Source organism: Segeticoccus rhizosphaerae, assembly GCF_005222685.1.
Classification (GTDB): Bacteria; Actinomycetota; Actinomycetes; order Actinomycetales; family Dermatophilaceae; genus Segeticoccus; species Segeticoccus rhizosphaerae.
Genome location: NZ_SWMA01000050.1, coordinates 1 through 19,423, shown reverse-complemented (window position 1 = coordinate 19,423; position 19,423 = coordinate 1). Strand labels below are relative to the sequence as shown.

The window sequence follows — 19,423 nt, the reverse complement described above, 5'->3', positions numbered from 1 at the left end:
CCAAAGTGATCACACTCCAATGGTCGAGTGTTCACTTTTCACCGCCGAAACTGTCCAATCTTCGAGCGCCGTCGACAGGTTCGAGGCACGCCGAGGTGCTGGAGGTGAGTCGGAGTCCGCTTCCGGCGGCACTGACCAGCGAGCCTACGAGGACTCGAAGGCCGGGTCAGAGGGTGCTGGCGACCTGTAGCCCCTCGAGCACTGCTTCCTCCACGGTTCGCGGGGCGAGGCAGTCACCGATTGCGTGGATCTCACCGGCGTACCGGGGCAGATCTGACAGCAGGTCGTCGACGGGTTCGTGGCCTTGGGCGAGGACCAGCGAGGTCACGTCGTCGATGATGACGGGGTCGCCGGTGAGGAGGTGCTGCAGGTAGACGCTGTCTTCGTCCGCGCCGTAGGGCCGCACCAACGGCACGATCTCCACTTTGGCCCGGTAGGCTGCGGCGACCATGTCGTCGCGGACGTATTGCTGCAGGAGCTGACCAGGCTGGTAAGCGTTGACGGCCAAGGTGACCGGGTGGCCGGCTCGGGCCAGGCGCAGCGCGATACCCAGGCCGATCCAGTCCGAGCGCCAGTCGGTCACCACCACCCGCCCCGGCGGAAGCTCGGCGCCCTGCAGCAGCTGCCAGGCGTCGACCACCGGCATCGCGTCGGTCAGCTCGAGGGAGACCGTTCGGGGGCGCGCTCCGGTGGCGACAATCACTGCGTCGGGCGCGTGCTGTTCCACCGTGTCGAGGGTGACGTGGGTGTTGGTGAGCATCCGGACGCCCGCCCGTTCGGCCTCACCGATCAGGTTCGTGGCCGCTCCCCCGAACTCGGCACGCCCAGGCAACTGCTCGGCCAGCAGCACCTGCCCGCCGAGGCGACGGTTCGCGTCATACAGCGTGACCTCATGTCCCCGCTCCGCAGCGACGGCAGCGGCCTTGAGACCACCCGGGCCGCCGCCGACAACCATGACGCTCCGAGGGTGTGCGGAGCGGCTCCGGATGCCGTAGGTCAGCTCGCGACCAGTCTCCGGATGCTGGATGCAGGAGATCGGATAGCCGGCGTGGAAGTGGCCGATGCACGCCTGGTTGCAGCCGATGCAGGCCCGGATCTCCTCGGATCGCCCCGATTCCGACTTCTCGGGCAGTTCGGGGTCGCAGATCAGCGCGCGGGTCATGGCGCAGGCGTCGGCGGAACCACCCGCCACGATCAGCTCGGCCTCCTGCGGCTGGTTGATCCGCCCGGCGACGAGCACCGGGACGTCGACCGCCTCTTTCACCTTGGCCGCCAGCGGAGCGGTGTAGGCGTTGGCCCAGGCCATCGATGGCGCGATGTGGTCGGATCCGGCTATGGTGGCGGACGATCCGGCGCAGACACTGATGTAGTCGAGTCGGTTCGACTCCGCCAGCGCCGCGAAGGCTCGGACGACTTCGTCCGAGGTGAACCCGTCCTCGCTCTTCTCGTCGCCGGAGATCCTGATGCCGATGGCGAAGTCGGGCCCCACTGCTTCGCGTATGCCGTCCACGACCTCGCGCAGGAACCGCAGCCGAGCCTCTTGGTCACCGCCGTACTCGTCGGTGCGGCGGTTGGTGTGAGGGTTGAGGAACTGGGCTGGCAGGTAGCCATGGCTCGCGACGACCTCCACGCCGTCCAGACCCGCGGCCTGGAGCCGTCGGGCGGTAGCCGCGTAGCCGTCCTGGACCTCGCGGATGAGCTCGACCGGCATGGCCCTCGGCATGACGTGAAACCGCTCATTGGGCACCGCGGACGGCGCCAGGGCGACTGGCGCCGAACCGTCCTGTGACTCCATGATCTCTCGGCCCGGGTGGAACAGCTGGGCGAACAGCACCGTGCCGTGGCCGTGCACGGTCTCGGCCAGCCGACGGAACCCCGGCACCGCGGTATCGTCGGTCGCCATCAGCACGTGCGAGGTGTAGCGCGCCGACTCGTGAACCCCGACGACCTGCAGGACGATGAGCCCGACCCCGCCCGCGGCCCGTGCCTCGTGATAGGCGATCAGGCGGTCGGTGACCGCGCCGTCCTGCGCCATCACGGTGTCGTGGCCGGAGGAGAAGATCCGGTTCTTCAGCGTGTGAGGCCCGATCCGCAATGGGCTGAACAGGTGCGGAAACCCGGTTCGGGCATCGAGCTCGTTCATGGTGCCGCCACGACTTCGCGGGCGGCGTCGGCGACTTGTCGGCAGGACCAGCGGAAGAGTTCGGGTTCCATGGTGAGCGCCGGCTGCATCCGGTACAGCGGTTTGCTGGGCTCGCTGATGGCCAGGACGCCTCGGCGCAGCGCGGCCAGGTGCAGTGCATGCTGCAGGTCTGGCGCCGGCGTCACCGCCCCCGGCGCGGCGACCATCTCGACGCAGGTCCACGCACCGACCGCTCGCACGTCACCGACCAGGGGAATCTCGTCGACCAGCGGCAGCAGCTCTTCGAGCGCGATGGCCTCGAGTTCATGGACGTTGGCCAGGACTGTGTCGTCCGCGAGCAGATCGAGGCCGGCCAGTGCCCCGGCACATGCGGCCGGTTCCCACGCGTAGGTGCCGCCCAGGTGGGCGTGCGAGTCGGCCATCACTCGTTCGGTGCCCAGGACTCCGGCGACGGCCTGGCCGCCTCCGGTGACTCCCTTGCCGACCAGGAGCAGGTCGGGTTCGAGTCCCCATCGCTCGGCCGCGAAGACGGTGCCGCAGCGCCCCATGCAGGTCTGCACCTCGTCCAGGATGAGCATCCAGCCGAACTCATCGCACATGGCGACCAGTCCGTCCCAGAAGGCCTGAGAGGGGGCAAGGATGCCGGCTTCACCGGCGACCGGCTCGATGAGAACCCCGGCGATCTGATCCGGTTCCACCTGATAGCGCAGGACCCACTCTCGCAGGTAGTCCAGCACCATCGTGTCGTCGTAGGGGCCGGGGCCGCGGTGGAAGGGGGCTCGGAACGACTGGGGGTAGGGAACCAAGATCACGCCCGGGACGTATTGCGCGTAGCCGCTGGTGTTGTCCGGCAGGTCGGTGGAGGAGGTCGCGGTGAGATACGTTGACTCGCCGTGGTACTGGCCGAGGAAGCCCAAGATGATCGGCCTGCCGGTGGCCTCTCGAGCGAGCTTGACGGCGCCCTCGACCGCCTCGGTGCCGGTGACGGTGGGTGCCACCCGGGTGATCCCGGCCGGAGCGAGCGCGACGAGCCGCTCGGCCAGCTCGATGACCGGCGCGCTGGAGATGTACTGGGAGATCTCCATCCCGTAGCGATCCCAAGCGCTGGTCACGGCGTCTCTCACGAGCGGGGGCTGCGCACCATAGGGTGCCGCGCCCCAGGCGGAGACGTGGTCGGCGAAGACGTTGCCGTCCACGTCCGTGAGCAGGTGGCCCGACTTGCTGCCGAGGACGAGCGGGATGTTCGCACTGTCGCGAAGCGGCCCCTGCGACACTGCGTCTCTTCGAGCCAGCAGCTCGCGACTGCGTGGGCCCGGCAGGTCGGTCAGCACGCGTGGCCAGCCCGCGAGGGCGGGATCCGGGGAGGGATGGTGGAGGGACTGTGCCATGCGAGGGCCTCGGCTCTCTGGTGAAGGGTCGGTCATGGTGTGCTCCGCAGGCGCGCGCCGGGGACCGCCGCGAGGAGCTCCTTGGTGTAGTCGTGCTGCGGGTCTTGCAGGATCTGCTCGGTGGGTCCCTGCTCGACCAGATGACCTTGGTACAGCACCGCGACCCGGTCTGCCATCTGTCGGGCCAGGCTGACGTCGTGGGTGATGAACAGCAGGCTCAGGCCGCGGTCGCGGCGCAGACCTGCGAGCACCTGCAGCACCTGCGCCCGCACCGAGATGTCCAGTGCCGACACCGGCTCGTCGCAGATCAGCACGGACGGAGCCAGGGCCATCGCCCCGGCGATGACGACCCGCTGCCGTTCACCCCCGGAGAGCTGGTGTGGGTAGCGGTGCCAGTAGGTCTCCGGCGGCCGCAGTCCGGCCGCGTCGAGAGCGGCCAGGCCGATGGCGACACGTTGCGGTCCGGGCCGGCCGACGCGGTGGATGTCCAGCCCGGCTGACACCTGTCGGCTCACCGGGCTGCGCGGGTTCAGGGACTGGTAGGGGTCTTGGAAGATGATCTGGACCTCCCGCCGGAAGGAGGTGCGGTCGACCGAACGCAGCTCCTGTCCCCGGTAGCGGACCGAGCCGCTTGCCGGCTGTATGAGCCCGAGCAGTGCCCGGCCGAGTGTGGACTTGCCGCTCCCGGACTCGCCGACGAGCGCCAGTGTTTCCCCTTGGTTCCACCTCAGGCTGACACGATCGAGAGCCTTCAGGTAGCGGCCGGCTCGGGCTTGTCGCCGTCGCATCCGGTAGCGCACGGTCAGCTCGTCGATCTCGAACAGGGCGTCGTCAGTCATGGCTGCTCCTGCTCCCCTGCCGATCGTCGCTGGGCGCCAGGCGGCCGGGTCCGCTGCCCGGCCATGGCGCGAAGTGGCAGCGGGCTTGCTGGTCGGTTCCGGCGGTGAGCAGCTCTGGTGGTTCGGCGGCACACCGTTCGGTGGCGTACTCGCACCGATCATGGAACCGGCACCCGGACGGGCGGCGGTCGGGTGCTGGCTGGGCGCCCGGGATGGGCGTTGGCAGCGTGCCCGGGGTGTCGTCGGCGCCGAACAGATCCAGCAGCCGCGCGGTGTAGGGGTGCTGCGGCTGGCGGTAGACCTGTGCGACCGGGCCGGTCTCCACGATCTGTCCGGCGTACATGACGGCGACACGGTCGCACGTGTCGGCGAGGACGGACAGGTCGTGCGTGATCAGCAGCATCGAGAGCCCGAGGTCGCGTCGCAGCTGGCCGAGCAGCTCGAGGATCTGGGCCTGGGTGATCACGTCCAGCGCGGTCGTGGGTTCGTCGCCGATGACGAGCGCGGGTCGGCAGGCGAGGGCCAGCGCGATCATGACGCGCTGCTTCTGTCCACCGGAGAATTCGTGCGGGAAGTGTCCGGCGCGCCCGGATGGGACCCCCACTTGGTCGAGGAGATCTGTCACCCGGCGCGCCACTTGGGAGCGGCCTGCCATCGGTTCGTGGAGGCGGATCGCCTCGGCGATCTGTTGGCCGACGCTCTTGACGGGGTCGAGCGCGTTCATCGCGCCTTGGAAGATCATCGAGATGGATGCCCACCGCACCTGCCGCCACTGCGCTGCCCGCAGGCGGTGCAGCGGGCGGTCGCCAGATGGTCCGTGCAGGGTGAGTTCACCGGAAGATCGGCGCAGCCCGCTCGGCAGGAGTCCCAACACGGCCAAGGCGGTGGTCGTCTTGCCGCAGCCGGACTCGCCGGCGAGCCCGACGGTCTCGCCCTTGCCGATGGTGAAGCTGACGTCGTCGACGATGCGGACCTGTGGATTGTCGCGCCGCACCACGGTGAGGCCTTCGACCGAGAGCAGCGGCTCTGGACAGCGGTCATTGGGGGTGCTCATCGTCGCTCCCGTAGGCGAGGGTCGAACATTGGCTCGATGCTGTGCCCAACGAAGGAGAATCCGAGCACCGCCACGGTGATGCAGATCCCCGGCGGCAGGTAGTACGCCCAGTTGCCGGCCGCCATCGCGCCGGCCCCCTGGGCGTGCTCGAGCATCTGTCCCCACGAAAACCTGTTCGGGTCGCCCAGTCCGAGGAAGGACAGGGTCGACTCGGTCAGGATCGCCAACGAGACGTAGATGACCGCGTTGGCAAGCACCAGCGGCATCACGTTCGGCAGGATGTCGTGGGACATGATGCGCCAGTTGGACGCTCCAAGCGCGCGGGACCGCTCAACGAACTCTCGCCGCTTGAGCGACATGACCTCAGAGCGAACGATGCGGGACGTGCCGGCCCATCCGAAGGCACCGATGACGATGATGAGCACCATGGTCTGCCCGAGTGGTAACCCGTTGGCCCGTTGACCGAGCAGACTGGCCGCCAGCACGGTGATCGGCACGAGCGGCAGTACGAGGAACCAGTCGTCGAGAAGGGTCAGCCCGCGGTCCACCCAACCGCCGGAGAAGCCCGCGATGATGCCGATCGCGGTGCCGATGACCGAAGACACCATGGCGGCGACGAAGCCGACGAGCATGGAGGTTTGGGTGCTCAGGATTAGCTCGGACAGGACGTCTCGACCGTTCTCGTCGGTCCCCAGCCAGTGCGAGGAGCTCGGGCCGGTCAGGATCTGCGAACTGAAGGAGGTGGGTGCATTCGGATCCTGCGGAGCTATCCAGGTCCCGAATACTGCCACGACGATGAGCATCGTGAGCACAACCACACCGATCTGCCCCTGGCGGGTCCGTAGGACGGGATGCAAGGCACGACCGAGCTTACGCGCGCGGCCGGCACGGTCGGTCGCCACGATCACGTGCGCCGCCTCAAGGTGTGCATCGCTCGGCTGCATTGGTCCCTCAGTCCCTGATTCTGGGGTCGAGCCTGCTGTAGAGCAGGTCAGTCAGCAGGTTGAACAGGATCACCATGGCCGAGGTCAGCAGGAAGAGTCCCTGCAGCACCGGGTAGTCCTTGTTGTCGATGGCGGTCAAAGTGAGCTGCCCCAGGCCGGGCCAGGAGAACACCGCCTCGATGGTGATCACGCCGCCGAGCACCAGGCCGAACTGCAGACCGATGACCGTGACGACCGGAAGCAGCGCGTTCGGCACGACGTGGCGCCGGCGGACCTGCAACGGTGAGAGACCGATGGCCCGCGCGGTGAGGATGTAGTCCTCGTGCAACACATCGATGACCGACGAGCGCATGTTGACCGTGTACTGCGCCAGAAGGCTCAACGTCACCGTGGTGATCGGCAGCACCGCGTGACGGGCGACGTCGACCAGATGGCCCACCCCGGTCACCGTCGAGCCGGGTGTCACGTGCAACCCGGTGGGCAGGATGGGCCAGGCCACCGCGAACAGCGAGATCAACAACATGCCCATCCAGAACTCGGGCATCGAGTACAAGACCACCGATCCTTGAGTCAGGAATGTGTCGCGCTTTCGGCCGCGATTCCACCCGGCCACCATGCCCATCCACGGCCCGATGACCGACGCCAACACCGTACCGATCCCGATCAGGATCAGAGTGTTCGGCAACGCCTGCATCAGTACGTGGCTGACCGGCTCCCCGTTGGCAAAGGAACTGCCCAGGTCACCACGCAGGGTCTGGGTGACATACCTCTCGAACTGCACCCACAGGCTGCGGTCCAGGCCGCGCTCGTGGATGACGGCCTGCTGCCCGGCAAGGGTCAGGTGCGGGTTGCGGGCCAGGTCGGTCTTGGGGTCGCCAACCGCTCGGAACAGGAAGAAGTTGAAGACGAGCACGAAGACCAGCGTGACGACGGCCGAGCCGATACGCAGCAGGATCGATCGCAGTCTCAAGACGATCCGATCGGGACGGGACCCGGCCGGACCGGCTTGGTCGGGCGTCTACATGAACGGTGCGTCATCGGCGTCCTCCTCGCCCCCGGCGCCCCGCTTCTTGCCGGCCCGGAGTCCGACACCTACCCCGAGGCCGCCGACCACCACGACCACGATCAGCACGATGAGCCACGTCGGGACGCCGCCCGAGCTCGAGGGTGCCTGCGAGCCGGACGTGCCCTGGGACGCAACGGTCGCGCCAGGTGTGGAAGCGGCTGCTGGCTCGGGACCGGGCTGCAGCTGCGTCATCTGCAACCAGTTGGTGCTGATCGGCGAGCCGGTCGGCCCGGATGGTGACGGCTGGTAGTTGTGCCAGGTGTCGGTCCGGGTCAAGTTGTAGCTGTTGGCGTAGATGAGGGGGATGTACGGCAGATCTTTCATGGCGATCTGCTCCGCTTGGTGCAGCAGCGAGACGCGCTTGGGAAAGTTTCGCTCTCGAAGTGCCTTCCCAGTGAGCTTGTCGTAATCCGGGTTGCAGTAGTACGAGTCGCTCCACACGCTGCCGCAGTTGAGCACCGAGAAGTCGAAGTCCGGAGTCGGGTCTCCGATCCACGCCCAGTAGAACGCGTCGAAGTCCGGCGCGTACTTGCCGCGCGCCCCCGGTGCGTAGATCTTGTTGTTCAGCGCGTCTTCGCTGACGATGGACAAGTTGATCTTGATGCCGATCTGGTCGGCCCAGGCGACGACGCGGCGCATCGCGTTCTGGCCGGGCTGGTCGTCGGTGCGCACGTACAGCGTGAACTCGGCCTTGGCGCCGCTCTTCGTGCACGGCCTGCTCGAGCAGTCCCACCCGCCCTCGGTGAGGACCTGCTTGGCCTTGGCTTGGCTGAACTGGTAGCCGATGGTGGGGTCGTTGCTCCAGTCCTTGTAGTACTCCTTGTAGTACGGCGAGATGATGCCGTGGGCAGGCAGGTTCTGACCGGCATACACGGTTTGGGCCAGGTTCTTCCGGTCGATGCCGTAGGCCAGCGCCTCCCGGATGGCGTGGTCCTGCACCACCTTGGTGTTCACGTCCTTGCCAGGGCCGCTGCACCCGCCCGCCCCGCGCGGTGGGCACGAGTTGAACGCGATCTCGGAGAAGCCGGGGGCCACCCCGCTCCATTGCCGAATGTCTTTGGACTTCTTGAGCAGCGTGGTCCACCTGGTGTTACCACCGACGATCATGTCGAGGTTGCCGCCCTGCAGGTCGCGAAGTTCGCTGTCCTCGTTGCCGTAGAAGGTGACCAGGATTCGCTTCATCGCGGGCTTCTGGCCGCGGAAGTGCGGATTGGCCGTCAGCACCGTAGTGCCGCGCTTGTCGAAGGAGGTGATCTGGAACGGCGCGGTGGTCACCGACGGCAGCGGCAGCTGGATCTTGTCGAGCTTCTTGACTGGATACTTGTCAAAGACGTGCTTGGGCAGGATCGGCACGAAGATGCTGGAGATCCGTACGTCTGGGGACGATAGTTGCAGCCTCACGGTCGTGGGGTCGGGAGCGTCGATGCTCTTCATGTGCACGAGGTAGGCGTTCATGACGTTGGTTTTGTTCTGGTGCACGGACCGGTAGGTCCAGACCACGTCAGCCGCGGTGAACGGGACTCCGTCCGACCACTGGATGCCACTGTGCAGCTTGAACGTCCACGTCTTTCCATCCGGCGAGACCTTGTACGACTTCGCCAGCGAGTGGGCGAAGTCGGGCTGCAGGTCGGAGGTCTTGTAGTTAAGCAGCATGTCGTAGGTGAGCGACGTGACGTCGTAGGCGATGTCGTTCTGCTCGTTGAACGGGTTGACACTGTCGACGGGCTGCGCGCCGCCGATGCGGTAGTCCGTCTGCGTGGCAGCCGTTGCCAGTTGTGCCGGGACGATCATGCTCAGGGTCGCCATCGCGGCGGCGGCGCCCGCGGCCACCAAAGCCCGGATGCTGTGGCGGGTCATCGTTGTGCTCCTTGGCCGAGGTGGCTGTCGAACCAGTCCAGTACCCGCTGGTGGCGGTCGATCCGGCGGTCGATGCGTCCGGTTGCCTGCATGAGATGACTCTCCTCGGGATAGATGACGTACTCGACTGGACGGCGCAGTGTCCGCAACGCGACAAACAGCTGCTCGTTGTCCGATGCTGGGCAGGTGCGGTCGTCCGCGCCCTGCAGCATCAACAAGGGGGTGTGAATGGCCGCGACATTGCGCAACGGAGAGGCGGCCCAGAGCCGCTCGACACCGGCGGCCGAGAGCGGGTCACCCAGGCCCGAGGATCGGCAGAAGGCGGGCCCGGTGTCGCACCCTGCCCAGGCGGACACCTGGTTGGTGACGCCGTTCTCGCTCACTGCGGCGGCGAACCGGTCCGTGATCCCGATCAGCCACTGGGTCAGGAAGCCGCCGTAGGACAGGCCGATCACCCCGAGCCGGCCCGCCTCGGCCAGTCCGGCAGCGACCAGCCCGTCGCACACCGCGAGCGCATCGGTGGCGTCCACGCGCCCCCAGGCCCCGCGCAGGGGGGCAACCCAGGCCGGTCCCCGATCGATGGACCCGCGGATGTTGGGCATGGCAACCCGGTAGCCGGCCGAGGCCAGCAGCAGCGCCTCGACCGGCGGGACCACGCCCCATTGCCCGGTGGGACCGCCGTGCAGCGCCAGCACCGTGCCCTTCATGGGGACTTTGTCGACCGGGTGCAGTAGGTGGACGGTGATCGGGCCTGCCGGCCCGGCGAATTCACGTCTCTCCCACTGTGGGCGGTGGTATTCGTCCAGCCACGCACCGTGGCGGGTGATCCGGCGCACGTCGCCCTCGAGCGCGTAGACGTCCGGGGCTTGGGCTCCGGTGCCCAGGCTGAGGATCGCCACCTGCCGGGTTCCGTCCTGCGCGACGGCCCCACACACTCCCTGCCCGGGATACAGCGGCGTGCCGGTCTGCGTCCGCGACGGCATCGTCGAGCCGCGCCAGCTCGAGGTGGTGATGTCGAACGCGTCGTCGAGTTCGAGTTGCCACTCGTGCAAGTCAGTCTCGTCACCGAGCAGGCCGGTCCAGCGCGGGAGCTGGTCCTCGCCGCCGAGCGGGGTGAGCTTTCCATCGTCGGCGACCTCGTACCAGCGCGCGGGCTCGTCGTCCGGCCTGTGGGCAGACGGGTGCCCCAGCACTCGCAGCCGTCGACCCTGCACGTGATACCGCTCCACCCCGCTGGGAAGGCTCGTGAGCTGGCGGGTTGCCGGACCGCCGTCAGTGTCGGAGTCGAGGCGGTGGACCTGTGGGGAGGGGTGCAGGTCCGCGTCGACGTGGGTGTCGGCCAGAAAATGGACGCGATCCAGGTCGTCAACCCTGGGGCGGGCGGCCGACCATGTCCCGTGCGTGAGCCTGCGCGTGGGTCCGCCGTCCAGCGGGACACGATGCAGGTGCCGAGGGTGCAGACGCAGGCCATGATGGCCGTCGCCGTCGCTCCTCCAATCGATCGTGGTCAACCGCAGCGCGGTGGCCCGGTCCTCGACGCTGATTCCCGGGGCCCGATAGACGGACGCAGAGTCGGTGTCCTCGGCCAACACGATCAGTGCCGACTCATCAGCGCTCCAGGCCAAGCCATGGGCGCCACGCCCGAAGTCGGTGAGCCTTCTCGGCAGCCCGTCAGGCTCCGGTAGATCCAGCACGTAAGCCTGTGCGTACCCGGATTCATCCGTGCGTAGGAACGCCAGCCGGGCTCCGGACGGACTGACAGTCGGCTCGTGGTCATGGTGAGCACCAGATGTCAGGGGGCGAGCCGGCCCGCCGTCGTAGGGGAGGGCCCACAACTCAGTGCGCTCCGTCCCGCAGACCACCCGACGCAGGGTGTAGACGATCAGGTCGCCTGCGATGACGAGCTGTCCGGGGACTTCTTGCTCCACCAGGCAGGGAGGCGTGAACAGGCCCCCTGTGATCGAACTCGCTGCCAGTGCCACGCGACGCCTCCACGCCTTCGTCGATGACCGTTGTCCATCCTGTCCCATCCCGTTGGATGCGCCATTCCAGACAAGAACGCGTGTTGATAATACTGATTCCGACGCGTAGTTTTCGTCAAGTGCAGATTTCCGACACGCTGTACGCCTTGGACCGGCAGATCATCGCAGCCCTCCAAGTCAATGCCCGCGCCAGCTTTCCCGCGATCGCGTCGGCGCTGCGTGAGCAGGAACGCACCGTCGCCCGCCGCGCCCAACGGCTTTTGGACACCGGTGCAGTCCGCCTGACCGCCTTCGTCGACGAATTGAAGACCGGCTTGGGCCAGCCGGTCTCTCTGCGTATCTCCGTGCGGCCCGGGTCCACCGACGCGGTCGCAGACGCGCTCTCCGCCCGCCCCGACACTCGGGCTGTGATGGCCGTGACCGGCGACGCCGACATCTGCTGTGAACTCGTCGCTGCCGACAAGCCGACGCTGCACCGGGTCCTGAACACCGACCTGCCAGCGATCACCGGACTGCGCCACACCCGCACCTACGCGGTGCTGCATCACGTGAAGCCCACCTCCGCATGGCAGCTGCCGGTGCTGACCAGCGCGCAGACGCGGCTCTTGCGGCGTCCTCGGGCACGCAGCCAGGACGGAGGGCGGCTGCAGCTGTCGTCAGACGACCTGGAATTGCTCGAAGCGCTACGCGGCAATGCTCGGTGCAGCTACGTGGATCTCGCCGGCCAACTCGGAGTCACCGCCACGACAGTCCGGCGTCGCCTGGACCGAATGCTGACTTCCGGCGCCGTGTCGCTACGGGCCTCCGTCGAGCCGGAGCTGCTCGGACTGCGGATCGAGGCCGACGTGTGGTTGCGGGTTCGACCAGACTCGATCGCCAAGACCGCCGCACAGCTCGCCCGCCGCAGCGAAGTCACCTACTGCGGGGTCGTCACCGGAAGCTACGGGCTCGAGCTGATCTTGGCGCTGCCTGACCTCGACCAGTTGCACAGCTTCATCGCCGACGTCATCGCAGCCCAGCCCGCCGTCCTCGACAGCGAACCCACGCTGGTGACACGAACCTACAAGCGCGGTTACCTGCGGACCAGCTGACCACAGCCCGAGTTGGTCCTTGCAGCCGGTATGCCGCTCTGCCAGTTGGCCCCGCCGACTATTCCGCGAGCGCCTGATCGCCCAAAATCTCCTTGACTGCCTGATCGATAAACTCGGTGTCGGGAGAATTCGCGCCGATACCGGCGAAGTGGCCCCAGACCCCCGGGATTTCCCGGAACTCGCTCCCCTTGATGAACTCACCAGCCCGCTGGTCCTCTTCCGGAGCGAAGTACCGGTCCTCGTGGGCCGGCATCTGGATCAGTCGCGCCTTGATGGCGCCAAGCGCCTTCTTGGTGTCCCCGTTGAACCCCGTGGTCTTGCCGACATCACCGTGCTTCCAGGTCCACGCCATCGCCAGCAGGTTGTTGGCGTCGCGGCCGAGGAAGTGGCCTTCCCAGAAGCCCACCAGGAAGTCATCCAGAGTCGCGAACCCCAGTTGGCGCCACTGCTCGTCCCAGTAGAACTGTGCCGACAGGCCCCAACCCGAGTACACCCGAGCAAAGGCGCGGAGCCCGACGTCAGGCTGCCGCTCGTACCATCCGTTGTTCCACGCAGCGTCCGCCGTGAGCGCCGCCTCCAGGGAGTTCAGGAAGACCACGTTGTTCGGAGACGTCTTGGACGACCCGCAGAAGGGGATCAGTCCGTCCATCATGTCGGGGTACTGCACTCCCCACTGGTACGTCTGCCCGGCGCCCATGGACCAGCCGAGAACCAGCCGCAGGTGCTCGATGCCGAGGTGCTCGGTGACCAATTGGTGCTGGGCCCTGACGTTGTCGTAAAACGTGCAATTCGGAAACCGCGGGCCGTTGCGTGGCTTCGGCGTATTGCTCGGGGATGATGATTCGCCGTTCCCGAACAGGGCCGGGATGATGATGAAGTACTTGGTCGGATCCAGCCCCATGCCTTCACCGACCAGCCAGAAGTTGTCCTCGATGAACCCCGAGAACCAGGTCGGGTAGACGATCGCATTACTCTTCTCTGCGTTGAGCTGACCGAAAGTCTTGTATGCCAACTTCGCCGACCCAAGGGTCATGCCGGACTGCAGCTCAAAGCTCCCGAGCTCGTAGGTATCGTAATCGCCACTCATTATTGATCCTTCCGGTCGCTGACCACGCGCAGGGAACGGGGCTGCTCGAGCACGGGGCCGCGGGGTTGAGTATGAGCATCGTGCGGCTCCCTGGTGGCGTCAAGGCCCGTCACGACGCTCGAGCAGCTGCTGTCCGTTCCGCCGATCGGCAGATTCGCGGCAGCGTGTCTGGCATAGTCTTGAGACATGCCGCAGACGCCGCGCACGTTCGATGACAGGACGCTCGAACACGCTTGCCGCACAGCCCGGCTGGAGCTCGAGCCAGACCGACGCGCAAATCTCGGGGCACTCATGGAGGCCGTCTACGGCCTGATCGACGCGATGGATGTCGTGGATCTGGCCGAGACACCCCCGGCGACCGCCTTCGACCCCCGGTGGGAGTGAACACGTGCAGCCCTACGAGCTGAGCCTGACCGAGGCTGCCGAGCAGATCCGGTCCAGGCAGCTCTCGCCCGTCGAGCTCGTGGACTCCTGTCTGGCCCGGTTGGACGCGGTGGAGCCGAGCATCTCGGCGTTCGCCACCGTCACCGCCGACCGAGCGCGCGCCGCGGCCACCGCCGCCGAGCGCGACATCGCCGGTGGCGACTACCGCGGTCCGCTGCACGGAATACCAGTGGGCATCAAGGACCTGTACGACGTCGAAGGCGTGCCCTGCACTTCCAGCTCACGAGTGCGAGCCGGAAGGGTCCCGACCGCTGACAGCGCGGTCGTGGAGCGGCTGCGCCGCGCGGGCATGGTGTTGCTCGGCAACACCCACACCCATGAGTTCGCCTACGGCGCGATCACCCCGACGACCCGAAACCCGTGGAACACCGACCGCATCCCCGGCGGCTCCAGCGGCGGCTCCGGTGCCGCCGTCGCCGCAGGCGTCTGCACGGTCGCGATGGGCACCGACACCGCGGGATCCATTCGCATCCCCTCGGCACTGTGCGGCACGGTCGGACTCAAGCCGACCTACGGACGGGTGTCACGACGCGGGATCACGCCCCTGTCCTGGTCGCTGGACCACGCCGGGCCGCTGACCCGCGACGTCTCCGACGCAGCGCTGGTACTGGCTGCGACCGCCGGCCACGACCGCGCCGACCCCGCCAGTCTCGACGTCCCAGTGCCGGACTACCTGGCGACCCTCGACCACGGCATCGACCGGCTACGGGTGGGCGTCCCGAGCAACTTCTACTTCGACCAGGTCTCCCCCGAGGTGGACCGTGCCGTGCGCGCCGCCCTCGCGGTCCTGGAGGGCGCCGGTGCCCGGTTGCGCGAGGTCACCATCCCTTATGCCGACCAGATCCTCAGCGCCGAATGGGCGATCATGCTGCCGGAGGCCAGCGCCTACCACCAACGCACCCTGCGCTCCTCGGCAGAGCTGTACCAGCCCGACGTCCGCGGTCTGCTCGAGGCCGGCGAGCTCATCCTGGCCACCGACTACATCAAGGCACTACGCGTCCGCACGCTCATGCAACACGCATGGGAGACGATGTTCCAGGACATCGACATCCTCGTGACCCCCGGGATGCCGGTCGCCGCTCCCCTGGCCGGCGCCGAGACCCACCAGTGGCCGGACGGGACGACCGAGGACGTCACCACGATGCTCGTCCGGCTGACGTCACCGACGGACCTGACCGGACTGCCCACCCTCGCCATACCGGTGGGCTCCGACGCGGATGGTATGCCGTTGGGCATACAGATCACGGGCCGCCCCTTCGACGAGCAAACCGTGCTGCGGGCCGGTCAGGCGTACCAGACCGCCTCCGACACAGTCGGTCAGATAGCGCGCGTCACCTGAGGTCGGAGGGCCCATGGTGCATCTCAGATTTCTGCGAGCCGATGAAGTCGCTGGTGACGTGTTCTCAGGCTCAGCGACACCGCACCGCAACGCTTCGGACTGAGAGGTGGGCACCTCGGCCAACCGGACTGATGCTGAGAACGATCGCACAGGCCTTCCCGCATGAGCCGGATCCGCCGATGGATGATCGTGAGTTCATCGCGATCGGACGTGGGCGGCACCTGATTCCCGATGTGGAACTCCGAGGCCGCACGAAGACCGCATGAGCAGCTAAGCATCGGTCTGCGCGGATGGTGCCCCCTGACTTCCGTAGTCCGGTCAGAACCGACCGGAGGTGGACCATGGGTCATCCGACATTCGCAGACGAGATGCCTCAGCCCGAGTGGATCGGGCCACTCGCATTCGCCAGGCAGCACCCAGACTCGGATGGGTCGGACCTGCTCCTGGGCGACACGTGGGGTCCGCGGGTCGACCAGTCCATCTTCTGGCGCCAAGACCCGCACGCCACCACGGGGACGCTGTGCGCCTTTGACCCGCTCTGGGATGAGTACACGGTCCTGGCCACCAACGTCGGTCGCGACCGCGCCCTCGATGCCTACCTGTCCGCGCTCAGAGACCCTCGCGCGAACACCGTCGAACGCTTGGCTGTCCTGGCCCGGCACCGGCAGCGACCCCGTCCGGTCCCGGTGGATGGAGCCTCCTGGGAGCCGCAGCTATGAGCCTCACCGGCCGGGTTGACGTTGAGCAGATCCGGGCGGCGCATCCGATCGAGGGCGTGGTGGCCGCCTCTGGGGTCGAGCTGATCCCTCGCGGCCGCGGCTACATGGCCTGTTGCCCGTTCCACGACGACTCGACCGCCTCGATGTCGGTGGGCGGCGTGCCGGGCCGGTTCCACTGCTTCGGTTGTGGCGCCGGCGGCGATGTCATCGACTTCGTCCGCCGCCAGCGCGGCCTCGGCTTCACCGAGGCCGTCCACGCCCTCGAACACGACTCCCCCGCTCCCCCGTTCCCGGCCCGTGTGCCGCGCAGCTCGCCCGCGCGCCGGTTCACCACGACGGCCGAGCGGGTCATCGAGATCAACGAGCTGGCCTGGCGCCATTTCACCACCGTTGGGGCGGTCGAGCGGGCTCGGGCCTACCTGCGTGACGAGCGCGGCATCGACGTCACGCATCTGCGGGGCGCGAGCGGCGGCGCACCCGTCGCCGGGTACGCGCCCGCAACCTGGACCGACCTGACCAGCCACCTGCGCACCCAGGGCGTGACGGACCAGGAGTTGCTCGACGCCGACCTCGCGCAGACCTCTCGGCAGGGTCGGGTGATCGACACCCTGCTCGACCGACTCGTCCTGCCGGTCCGGGACCCGAACGGACGGGTCCGCGGCTTCATCGGTCGCGACCTGACCGGCGACCGGCGAGCACCCAAGTACCGCAACCCGACCCGCACCCCCGCGTTCGACAAGGCCACCGTCCTCTACCGGCCCACCGTCCGCCAGCCGTCCCCCGACGCGACCGTGGTCATCGTCGAGGGCGCGCTCGACGCCCTGGCTCTCGCCGTCCACGCCGCCGTGAACGGCCAGAGCGAGCGGTTCGTGCCGTGCACCACCAGCGGCGTGACCGTCTCCCGCGCCCAAGCAGTGCAGGTACTCGCTCTGCACCCGCGTCCGCCGGTGATCGCGCTGGACGGCGACACCGCCGGCGCCGAGGGCACCGCCCGTTGGGTCCGCGCGCTCTGCCTGGACCGGCACCGACCCGCGCTGGTCACCCGCCTACCCCACGGCCTCGACCCCGCCGACTGGCTCCACGCGCAGGGCGCGGCCGGGCTGGCAGCGTTCGACCGCGCCACCTGCCTGACCGCGGGCGCCGAGGAGGTCGCGCCGCACCTGCCCGGGCGGGAGATCGTGCGGCTCTGCTTCGACAGCGAACAGGAACCCATCCACCTGGCCATCTCGGCCATCTCGGCCATGATCCCACTGGCCTTGCGGCTGCCGACCCGCGCAACGCAGCAGCTGGTCGCAGGGGCGTCCCGTGAGATGAGCATGCGCGGCTGGAACCCCGACGACGCCTTCACCCACGCCCTCTGCTCCGCGATCGAGCAGACCCGACGTCGACGACACGATGCCCAACCGGCTCCCCCCACCCCCAAGCCCTTCGAGCCCGAACCAGGCGTCCACAGCTTCGACCTCGCCCGATGACACCGGCACGCCCCGCCGCACAGGCTCGGCGCACCCGGCCGGCAGCCAACGACGCGGGCGAAGCTCGGCATACCGCCGGATCCCAGGAGGCGACCATGACCGACCCAACGCCCGAGAGGACGCCATGACCATCACCGACGACCCGCGCCTCGACCAAGCAGCCGCGCACCTGGCCGCAGCCGCCGAACTTCTCGAGGCCGGCGACACCAGCGACCAGGTCTTCTCCCCCGCCCGGGGTCTGGCCGCCCAGCTGCAGCTGATCGGCCACGGCCTGCGACCCGGCATCGCGCCCGCCACGGAGGCGTTCGTGCCGGTGGGCACCGTGACCGCCCACGTCGACTACGCCCTGTCGTTGCTCGACGCGCTCGACCCCGACACGGGACCCGCCGACCTGTTCCTGTGGCATTCACGATTGGCCGACCTGCGCTCACGACTGGCCACCCTGACCGTCCCCGGGACATGAGCACCACCACCGTCGGCGACCTGATCTCCCGCGCCGAGGCCCTCGCCGAGGCCCTGCACCACGAGCCCACGCCGCTGCCCCGGCGTGCTTGGCAACGGTTCGACGCCACCACCTACCGGCTGCTCGACCTGATCACCGACCTGCCGCCGGCCCAGCCCACCAGCCGGCCCGCCCTGCTGATCCGGTTGCGCGACGCCTACCCGATGCCGCTGACCCTGCTGCGCGAACCACGCACCTACACCGTCGCGCAGTACGCCGCCCCCTACGGCTACCCGCTGATGACCGTCCGCAGCCGGATCAGCCGTGGCCTGCTGCCGACCACCGACGATCACGGTCAGGCCCGCATCGACGCACGACCCGGCCCGGACGCCGCCGACCTGGCACCGGCCGACCCGGCCAGCGTCGAACCCCTCGACCAGCTCGCCGCGACGCTCGGCGCCGTGGCCGACCTGCTGGCCTACGAACCGCGCCCGTCGTCACCGGCGCCCACCCAGGCCGACCGCGACGCCCTGGCCGCCCGGGTCCTGGCCATCACCGCGGTCACCGCCCGACACGCGCTGACCCGGATACCGTTCGCCGACGGCAACCGACCCTTGCTGATCGGCCGCTACGCCGAATTCGCCCTCGACGCCCTCGACCCCAGCCGCGACCGCGACAGCGCCCTGAACCAGATCGCGTCCTTCCACCCGCCCACCAACCCCACCACGCCGGTCGAGCACCTCGAGGCCGCGCTGCGCGGCTGGGCCGCCGCCGCCCGACACGAACTGACCCGGCCCATCCCGTCGACCGCGGTCCTGGCCAACATCGCCAGCCAAGGCATCCACCTGTATGCCGTCGCCGACCAGATCACCCTCGCCCAGGCCGACCTCGGCCACCTCCCCACCCGCCAGGCCGCCCTGGCCCGACGCGAGTTCCGAACCACCGCCGCGCAACTCGACCAACTCGGCAGGCAGTGGAACACCGTCACCACGCTCCAACCGCCAACCCACACCTACGTGACCGCTACGGAGAGGATGAGTGACACCCTGTTCGAGCTGACCCACCACGGCATCCACCAACGGGCCAGCGCCGACCTGGCCGCGCGGATCGACCTGAACCAAGCGATGGTCGAGTTGCGCTACGGCGCCACCGACCTACGCGACTTCATCCAGATCGCCGTCCCACTTCCCCTTCGCCTGGCGAGCTCCGAGCTCCTCTTCGCTCCCGCACGAGCGCTACGCCACACGCCCGAACGACTCCACGCCGTCAAACACGGCCACTATCTCGCTGCCGACTCTCGTGACATCACCGCGCTGAGAGTGTCGGCCCGGGACGCGGCTCACGCCGCCCGGCGAGGACACGCTGCCTTGTCACGCGCGGCCGCGCCCGATCCACCGCTGGGACACGGCCTCTCAAGGGGACCGGTCACACCGGTGGCCACGCCCGAGCTGTAACAGGCGGAGGTCCTTGCGGCCGGGCCTAGTGGTCCGTCTCGCTATTGGCTAACCACTTCGTCGAGCCGGGTCCGTGCGCGGCGTACCTTGGCCAGGATTGAC

16 protein-coding genes are annotated in these 19,423 nt (G+C 68.2%); 7 read left to right on the top strand and 9 right to left on the bottom strand.

What is annotated here, in order from left to right; translation table 11 throughout:
* Nucleotides 1-166: 166 nt before the first annotated feature.
* From FCN22_RS20025 to FCN22_RS19990, 8 genes are read right to left on the bottom strand one after another with little or no spacing between them, the layout of a single operon-like run.
* A complete protein-coding gene (locus FCN22_RS20025) occupies nucleotides 167-2,143 on the bottom strand; it encodes an oxidoreductase (protein WP_137123333.1) in 1,977 nt (658 codons plus the stop codon).
* On the bottom strand, nucleotides 2,140-3,531 hold the full coding sequence (locus tag FCN22_RS20020) for an aminotransferase class III-fold pyridoxal phosphate-dependent enzyme (protein WP_162308269.1): 1,392 nt from the start codon (nucleotides 3,529-3,531) through the stop codon (nucleotides 2,140-2,142). Before FCN22_RS20020 ends, FCN22_RS20025 begins: the two co-directional genes overlap by 4 nt.
* Before the next feature lie 32 nt (nucleotides 3,532-3,563).
* Nucleotides 3,564-4,370, bottom strand: coding sequence for an ABC transporter ATP-binding protein (locus FCN22_RS20015; RefSeq protein ID WP_162308268.1), 807 nt, complete (start codon nucleotides 4,368-4,370; stop codon nucleotides 3,564-3,566).
* Nucleotides 4,363-5,424 carry an ABC transporter ATP-binding protein gene (locus FCN22_RS20010; protein ID WP_137123330.1) on the bottom strand — a complete coding sequence of 354 codons (1,062 nt, stop codon included), beginning with the start codon at nucleotides 5,422-5,424 and terminating at the stop codon, nucleotides 4,363-4,365. The genes FCN22_RS20015 and FCN22_RS20010 overlap by 8 nt, the downstream gene beginning before the upstream one ends.
* Nucleotides 5,421-6,368, bottom strand: coding sequence for an ABC transporter permease (locus FCN22_RS20005; RefSeq protein ID WP_137123329.1), 948 nt, complete (start codon nucleotides 6,366-6,368; stop codon nucleotides 5,421-5,423). The genes FCN22_RS20010 and FCN22_RS20005 overlap by 4 nt, the downstream gene beginning before the upstream one ends.
* Nucleotides 6,369-6,375: 7 nt before the next feature.
* Entirely contained in the window at nucleotides 6,376-7,338 is a 963-nt protein-coding gene (locus FCN22_RS20000) for an ABC transporter permease (RefSeq protein WP_137123328.1), read from the bottom strand.
* Nucleotides 7,339-7,386: 48 nt separating this feature from the next.
* Entirely contained in the window at nucleotides 7,387-9,291 is a 1,905-nt protein-coding gene (locus FCN22_RS19995; protein WP_137123327.1) for an ABC transporter substrate-binding protein, read from the bottom strand.
* On the bottom strand, nucleotides 9,288-11,273 hold the full coding sequence (locus tag FCN22_RS19990; protein WP_162308267.1) for a S9 family peptidase: 1,986 nt from the start codon (nucleotides 11,271-11,273) through the stop codon (nucleotides 9,288-9,290). The genes FCN22_RS19995 and FCN22_RS19990 overlap by 4 nt, the downstream gene beginning before the upstream one ends.
* Before the next feature lie 56 nt (nucleotides 11,274-11,329).
* Here FCN22_RS19990 and FCN22_RS19985 point away from each other — a divergent pair, with 56 nt between their 5' ends.
* On the top strand, nucleotides 11,330-12,364 hold the full coding sequence (locus FCN22_RS19985) for an Lrp/AsnC family transcriptional regulator (protein ID WP_162308266.1): 1,035 nt from the start codon (nucleotides 11,330-11,332) through the stop codon (nucleotides 12,362-12,364).
* 58 nt (nucleotides 12,365-12,422) lie between these two features.
* Here FCN22_RS19985 and FCN22_RS19980 read toward each other — a convergent pair whose 3' ends face one another.
* A complete protein-coding gene (locus FCN22_RS19980; protein ID WP_137123324.1) occupies nucleotides 12,423-13,451 on the bottom strand; it encodes an alpha/beta fold hydrolase in 1,029 nt (342 codons plus the stop codon).
* 186 nt (nucleotides 13,452-13,637) lie between these two features.
* Between FCN22_RS19980 and FCN22_RS19975 the strand changes: the two genes are divergently transcribed.
* The 6 genes from FCN22_RS19975 (at nucleotide 13,638) to FCN22_RS19950 (ending at nucleotide 19,321) form a co-directional block, all read left to right on the top strand.
* Entirely contained in the window at nucleotides 13,638-13,835 is a 198-nt protein-coding gene (locus FCN22_RS19975; protein WP_137123323.1) for a hypothetical protein, read from the top strand.
* 4 nt (nucleotides 13,836-13,839) lie between these two features.
* A complete protein-coding gene (locus FCN22_RS19970) occupies nucleotides 13,840-15,234 on the top strand; it encodes an amidase (RefSeq protein ID WP_137123322.1) in 1,395 nt (464 codons plus the stop codon).
* Nucleotides 15,235-15,602: 368 nt separating this feature from the next.
* Nucleotides 15,603-15,953, top strand: coding sequence for a hypothetical protein (locus tag FCN22_RS19965; protein WP_152185165.1), 351 nt, complete (start codon nucleotides 15,603-15,605; stop codon nucleotides 15,951-15,953).
* Complete coding sequence (locus FCN22_RS19960) at nucleotides 15,950-17,425, top strand: CHC2 zinc finger domain-containing protein (protein WP_137123320.1); 1,476 nt, start codon at nucleotides 15,950-15,952, stop codon at nucleotides 17,423-17,425. Before FCN22_RS19965 ends, FCN22_RS19960 begins: the two co-directional genes overlap by 4 nt.
* A 124-nt stretch (nucleotides 17,426-17,549) precedes the next feature.
* Entirely contained in the window at nucleotides 17,550-17,888 is a 339-nt protein-coding gene (locus FCN22_RS19955; RefSeq protein WP_137123319.1) for a hypothetical protein, read from the top strand.
* Nucleotides 17,885-19,321, top strand: coding sequence for a hypothetical protein (locus FCN22_RS19950; RefSeq protein WP_137123318.1), 1,437 nt, complete (start codon nucleotides 17,885-17,887; stop codon nucleotides 19,319-19,321). The genes FCN22_RS19955 and FCN22_RS19950 overlap by 4 nt, the downstream gene beginning before the upstream one ends.
* The last annotated feature ends 102 nt before the right edge of the window (nucleotides 19,322-19,423 follow it).